At 45.7% G+C, this 6,535-nt stretch carries 5 protein-coding genes; 4 read left to right on the forward strand and 1 reads right to left on the reverse strand.

Annotation, left to right across the window (positions count from 1 at the left end):
* Nucleotides 1–497: helix-turn-helix transcriptional regulator (locus tag VFS25_RS09055; RefSeq protein ID WP_326461813.1), on the forward strand; the 497-nt coding region annotated here is incomplete at its 5' end.
* Here VFS25_RS09055 and VFS25_RS09060 read toward each other — a convergent pair.
* Nucleotides 490–1,716 (reverse strand): DUF1343 domain-containing protein, encoded by a 1,227-nt coding sequence (locus VFS25_RS09060; protein ID WP_326461814.1) that lies wholly within the window; start codon nt 1,714–1,716, stop codon nt 490–492. The genes VFS25_RS09055 and VFS25_RS09060 overlap by 8 nt on opposite strands.
* Before the next feature lie 146 nt (nt 1,717–1,862).
* Here VFS25_RS09060 and VFS25_RS09065 point away from each other — a divergent pair, with 146 nt between their 5' ends.
* The 3 genes from VFS25_RS09065 (at nt 1,863) to VFS25_RS09075 (ending at nt 6,424) form a co-directional block, all read left to right on the forward strand.
* On the forward strand, nt 1,863–2,249 hold the full coding sequence (locus VFS25_RS09065) for a nuclear transport factor 2 family protein (protein ID WP_326461815.1): 387 nt from the start codon (nt 1,863–1,865) through the stop codon (nt 2,247–2,249).
* A 357-nt stretch (nt 2,250–2,606) separates the two neighbouring features.
* Nucleotides 2,607–4,958, forward strand: a complete 2,352-nt coding sequence (locus tag VFS25_RS09070; protein WP_326461816.1) for a bifunctional YncE family protein/alkaline phosphatase family protein — start codon at nt 2,607–2,609, stop codon at nt 4,956–4,958.
* 461 nt (nt 4,959–5,419) lie between these two features.
* Nucleotides 5,420–6,424, forward strand: coding sequence for a hypothetical protein (locus VFS25_RS09075; protein ID WP_326461817.1), 1,005 nt, complete (start codon nt 5,420–5,422; stop codon nt 6,422–6,424).
* Nucleotides 6,425–6,535: the final 111 nt, after the last annotated feature.

Consider the following 6,535-nt stretch of genomic DNA (forward strand, 5'->3'; position numbering starts at 1 on the left):
AGATCATGTGGGATCTTTATTATAAGATAGATGCAGAATACCGCAATAATACCGATGAGTATAGCCGTGATATTATACTTACACACATTGATTCAATACTGAAGTACTCGCAGCGGTTTTACAAGCGCCAGTTTATTAACCGGACCGGCCTCTCTAAAAAAAAAGTATCTAAATACAATGATGCCCTGGCAGCTTACTTCAAAAATGGTTTGCTGCATACCCAGGGCTTGCCAACGGTTAACGCACTCGCATCGCAGCTTAATTTATCACCCCGTTACCTGAGCGATATGCTTAAGCAGGAAACCGGTAAAACCGCAATGGAGCTGATACATATTTACCTGGTTAATGAAGCCAAGAACCGCCTGAAGACCGACGACCGGCGGGTTTCAGAAATAGCATACGAGCTTGGTTTTGAAAACCTGCCTTATTTTTCAAGGCTGTTTAAAAAGGAAACGGGTATTAGCCCTAACCAGTTTAAGAAGGGGTTGGTTAATTAGTTTGCTCATTGGCAAATGGTTCATACAATAAATAAGGAGCTACCTTGTTCCGCCAATCCCCGGGGTCCGTATAGCGGGCAATATCTTCAATGCCATTTTCCCCTGATCCCGCTACCAGGGATTCAGCTTCTTTTAATCCTGTCAGCAGATCGAGATGCCGTGCCCCGCTATAATTTACATGGGTAGGGTAGGGAGCCCATGAAAAAAAGTGAGGATGGAGCTTTTTAATAAGGCGGATCAGCAGCCAGCCATACCAAACCGGTTTGAAAACCGAGGGATCATTAACATGAAGCATAATTCCATCACATTGCTGCCCGGCATATTTGCCTTCTGTGGGTTTAAAATGAACCGGCCGGGCAAATACTCCGCTTGAACATAGCTCATTAATAAGCCGGGCCACGCGGGCGCCATCCATCCAGGGAGCGCCGGCTATGCGGAATGGTGTTGCTGTTCCTCTTCCTTCGCTGATATTGGCGGCCTCCAGCAGGCCCAAACCCGGGTATAATAATGCAGATTCAAAACAGGGGATGGCCGGGGAAGTTGGCACAAAGGAATATTCCCATTGTGGGTAGAATATGGTCCGCTGCCAGTTATGACAACGAATTACCTCCAACGGGAAGGAATTTGCATTTGCCTGTAAGATCTTGCTGCTTCCTGTTGCCTTGAAATAAAGCGCCAGTTCGCCCAGCGTACAGCTATGCCGGAGTGGAATGTTCCATCTTCCGATAAAGCTGCTGCAGTGGCGCTCATCCAGCAAAGGCCCCTCTGCCAGGTCCAACCTGCCGGACAAGGGATTGGGCCTGTCAGCGATTACCAGGTGCTTCCCATGTATCGCACAGGCTTCCATCACATGGGTCATGGTCCATAGATAGGTGTAGAAACGGCAGCCGATATCGGGGATGTCGAATAATACCAGGTCTATTTCGGCCAGGTCTTTTTCATCAGGCGCCAGCTTGTTACCGTATAGGCTCGTAACCGGAAGTCCCGTCAACAGATCCATCCCATCCTGCATTTCCTTTCCATCCGCGCCGGTGGTATCGAGCCCATGTTCCGGGGAAAACAACCGGGTGATCTTAAATCCCGCCTCCAATAAAGCCTGCCGGACGGGTTTGAAGCTTGCGGTACAAGCAGCATGATTAGTTACTAAACCAATCCTGCTGTTTTTCCATCCAGGAGGATTGGCTAATAATACGTCAATACCAGGTAAAATTGAATGCATTGGTAATTTCAGGTTATGCCAGGAATAATCTTAACTCACCGGGATTATTATCAGCTCAAATATATCTTTTACAATTTATCTTTCTTTCAATTCATTATCTTCATCCAGCGCCTATGGCATTGGCGACGGCATAAATTAAGAAAACCATGGTGAAAATTCATGTTCCGGGGGATTGTGGTAATGCGCCGAAGAAATTATTCGTGAAAGACTTTATCGTTGCAATGGTTAACAACGACCGGGATTTTATTTATCGCAGTGCTACCGACGATATTCAATGGAACATGGTCGGGGGGCAGTACATTGATGGGAAGGATGCCGTTCTTACGGCACTTCAGCGGTTCCGGGGCGATGCAGTTGCGGAACTCACCATCCATACAATCGTCACGCATGGGTACGATGGTGTTGCCGAAGGATTGCTGAAGTTTAAGGATGGGAGGAGAGTGGCTTTCTGTGATGTTTACCGGTTCAGGGCTTCCACGAACAATGCCCCTGTAAAAGCGATAACCACCTATGCCGTTGCATTGGACCTGTAGTATGCAGGCAGGCCGTAGCTTTTCTGTAAGGTGCTTGCCGGGTTTTATGCGGCAGTTTTCCACTGGCCGGCAAATCGCCGAATGCTAAAATAATATCTGATTTTCAATATTATATAACTCCACTACGCTAAGTTCCGGAGGGCATGCTCACTCCTGGCTATGAAACATGTTCATGATTTGATAACATACCCGGTATTGTTTTTCTTTTAGTTTTATGCTCTTTTAGCACGCCATTGGTGCAGTTGTATTTTCCAATACCACTTATAAATAATGCAGATGAAAAGAGTATTAATAACGGTATCATTTCTATTAACTATTTGTATAGCATACTCACAAAATACAATTGAAAGCAGCAGGATGCGGTTGCCTAACGGCTGGTCGCTTACACCTGCAGGTAAAAGTTTGCCGCTGGGCGATTTGCCTTTAAATATTGCCGTAAGCAAAAGCCATTCTTTGATTGCCGTTACCAACAACGGGCAAAGCACACAAACCATACAGTTAATAGATGCACGAAACGACAGGGAACTGGACAGGGTAGTAATGGCTAAATCATGGCTGGGGTTGGCTTTCAGCGATGATGAAAAATATTTGTACGCTTCAGGCGGAGATGATAACTGGGTTATCCGCTATGCCATTGAAAATAATAAACTCACTGCAAGCGATACTTTTCGCCTGGGCGATGCCGGTACTAAAAAGAAGGGTTCACCGTCTATATCGCCCGCAGGCATCGCCGTTGACAGTAAAAAGGGGCTGCTGTATGTAGTTACCAAGCAGGATAATTCGCTATATATTTTTGATATAAAAACACATGGAATTTTAAAAACAATACCGCTTGGAGCGGAGGCGTACACTTGTCTTCTTTCACCCGGCAGAACTGAACTATACATTAGTGTTTGGGGCGGCGATAAAGTGGTGGTATATAATACCGTAAAAAAACGCCTGGGCGACGAAATAAAAGTGGGCGACAATCCAAATGATTTGTGCCTTACTAAAGACAGGCGTTATTTATTTGTTACGAACGCCAATGATAATACGGTTTCCGTTATTGATGTAAAAAAGCGTAAAGTAGTGGAAACGCTTAATACGGCCGTTCATCCAACAGGTTTGAGTGGTACTACTTCCAACAGCGTTGCGCTGGGCAACAATGACAAAACGCTTTATATTGCAAATGCAGATAATAACTGCCTGGCAGTTTTTGATGTAAGCACCCCCGGGAAAAGTCAATCTCTGGGCTTTGTTCCTACGGGCTGGTACCCTAGCTGTGTACGTGTTGTGAACAATAAATTGTATGTTGCCAATGCAAAAGGTTTTTCTTCTTTTGCCAATCCTCATGGTCCTAATCCTACAGACAAAAAAGAAAAAGTAATTCTTCACGGTGCAGAATCCACTCAGCCCAGGGCCGTACAATATATTGGTGGCGGGCTATTGATGGGAACCATGAGTATTATTCCCGTTCCGGATGAAAAGGAATTGTCTGCCTACTCACAGGCAGTATATCATAATACGCCTTACAACAAAAAAAATGAACTGACCACTGGTGGCGAAGCCGGAAACCCGGTTCCACGTAAAGTAGGCGAAGCTTCTCCTGTTAAGCACGTGTTTTATATTATTAAAGAAAACCGGACTTACGACCAGGTTTTAAGTGACCTGGAAGAGGGGAATGGCGATACGAGCCTGCTTTTGTTCGGCAGAAACATTACACCCAACCAGCATTCAATTGCTGAAAATTTTGTGCTGCTTGATAATTTTTATGTAGATGGTGAGGTAAGTGCCGATGGGCACAACTGGAGCATGGGAGCATACGCCACCGATTACATGGAAAAAAACTGGCCAACCAGTTATGGGGGACGCGGTAAGGGGGCAGTTGGCAAAACTTCATTAAACAAGGAATATATCTGGGACCAGGCAAAACGCAGCGGTGTAAGTTTTCTTACTTATGGTGAATTTGCTTCCGGCAAAAAAGTTACGATTCCTGTATTAAAAGGCCATGCGGTGGAAGCATTTCCCGGTTTTAACCTGAAAATAAAAGATACCACACGCTATTATATCTGGGAAAAGCATTTTGATTCCTTAGTGGCAAAAAATGCGCTTCCGCAATTAATGACAATCCGGTTTGGCAATGACCATACCGAGGGAATGGCCGCCGGAAGACCCACGCCGTTTGCGCATGTAGCCGATAACGACCTGGCTATCGGCATGTTTGTCGAACATCTCAGCAAAAGCCCTGTTTGGGAAAATTCTGTTGTATTTATATTGGAAGACGATGCGCAGAATGGCCCCGACCATGTAGATGCGCACCGGTCACCTGCCTACATTGCCGGCGGTTATGTGAAACGGCACTATGTAGACCATACGATGTATTCAACTTCGTCCATGATCCGTACCATCGAATTAATATTGGGTATGTCGCCGATGACGCAGTACGATGCCGCTGCCGCTTCAATGTGGCGCAGCTTTAGCAAAGTGCCTGATACAACACCCTTCCAGCGCCTGCCGAGCAATGTAAACCTGGATGATATAAATCCCGATGGAACAAAGCTGGCTAAAATGTCAAAGGGTTTGGATTTTTCAAAAGAGGATGTGATACCAGACCAGGTCATGAATGATATTACCTGGAAGGCCGTTAAAGGTGAAAACGCCATAATGCCTTCCCCCGTGCGTGCCGCGTTTGTTAAGCAGGTGAAGCAGGCAGACGATAATGACGATTGAGTATGAAACGAACAGAAGTACATAAAATAAAAAATTAAAAACAATCAGTGCAACAGATAGGTAAAAAATTCCTGGCTGTGCCAGGAGCAGCAATCATACTACTTGCAGCTTGCAGCAAGTCAGACAATGTTACGATAACGCCCGTACAACCTGAAACCGGTAGCTTTATTAACGATGGTGACACCCTCAATAGTCTGAACGGTTCTGAAAGCAGAACCATAAAGGGAACCCTGAAGCAAAACGGAACATATTATTTGTATAGCGGGGCGGGCGACGCGGTGGTGAATACAGGCGATACACTGATGATACAAAGCGGCGTAAAAATACTGGTAGTGGGGCCATCTTCCGGCAATGACGCCATCGGCACGCAGGGCCATGCACCGGGTATTGTAGTAAAGGGTACATTTATATCATTAGGCACCAAAGATGCGCCTGTATTATTTTCTGTAAAGGATGATGCGTTGAAGTCCAATGCAGCTAATGATCCCCAATCGCCGCAAACAGATCCGGCATTTAAAGGATATTGGGGCGGCATCCAGGGATTTGTTGGCTCAGGGGATATTATTATCAAATGGACAAGACTGGAATATGTTGGCGGCATCGGTCCGGCTAACGATCCATATCGTCCGAACGTGGCCCGTTATGGCATCTATATGCAGAACCCAAATGCCAGCTTTGTTTTGGAAGATAGCTGGCTTTATGGTTCAAAAGATGATATGGTACGTGTTACGGGTGGTAAATTCGAGATTATGCGCAACACTTTTGAAAAAGTGGGTTTGATTGCAGGTGAATGTGTGAATGTAAAAAGTGGAAGCACAGGCGATATTGCCTATAATCTCGCAGTAGGAGGAACAGGGAATGCTTTCAAGTCAGCGAATGCAGGCGGGCTTTCTCCCCAGGCGAACGCCAACATATACAACAATACCGTTATTAATGCTGGCTACCGCCAGCAAAAGGTGGGTGAAGGCGGTTCGCTCGATTTTGAGAATGGAGGCAAAGGAAACTGCTATAACAATCTCCTGGTGAATTGTGCGTTTGGTTTGGCAATTATGGGTGATGGAGGCAGTGTTCCCGCAGCCGACATGGCAAATCTTAAATACGGGAATACCTATAACTACGGCGACAATACCGATATTACTTCGCAATTTTTACCGGCGGGATATGTTACTGCACAGCAGTCTTCTGACATCAACGGTGGAAACCATACAATGCCAGGCGCAAATAACCCGGCATTTGTGAATTTCCCGTTGCCTGTTCCGGCAGGTTATAATTTTATGGAAGCCAGTTATGTTGGCAACTATAATTTTCATTTGCAAAGCACCTCACCTGCGATAGGTAAAGGCTACACAAATTTCAAAGCCTTTGCTGTAGTAAAAGTTGATCCTGTATATGGCGCTTCCGAAATTACGCAACCCGGTAAAGATATTGGCGCGTTCCAGCAGGACGGAACAGGCAACCAGCATTAATATATAATGATGATGCGATGGCTGTTCCTGGTTTTCCTGGGTATTGGTTTTGAAGATGTGCATGCGGCGATTGTTCGTGGTATCGTTACAAGTAAGGAGAACAACCTGCCG

The sequence above is a fragment of the Chitinophaga sp. genome (assembly GCF_035761305.1).
In the GTDB taxonomy this organism is placed as follows: Bacteria; Bacteroidota; Bacteroidia; order Chitinophagales; family Chitinophagaceae; genus Chitinophaga.

Excerpts from the sequence above, each read along its gene's own strand:
- VFS25_RS09060 (WP_326461814.1), bottom strand. The coding sequence starts at position 1,716 with ATGCATTCAATTTTACCTGGTATTGACGTATTATTAGCCAATCCTCCT.
- VFS25_RS09065 (WP_326461815.1), top strand. The coding sequence starts at position 1,863 with ATGGTGAAAATTCATGTTCCGGGGGATTGTGGTAATGCGCCGAAGAAA.
- VFS25_RS09070 (WP_326461816.1), top strand. The coding sequence starts at position 2,607 with ATGCGGTTGCCTAACGGCTGGTCGCTTACACCTGCAGGTAAAAGTTTG.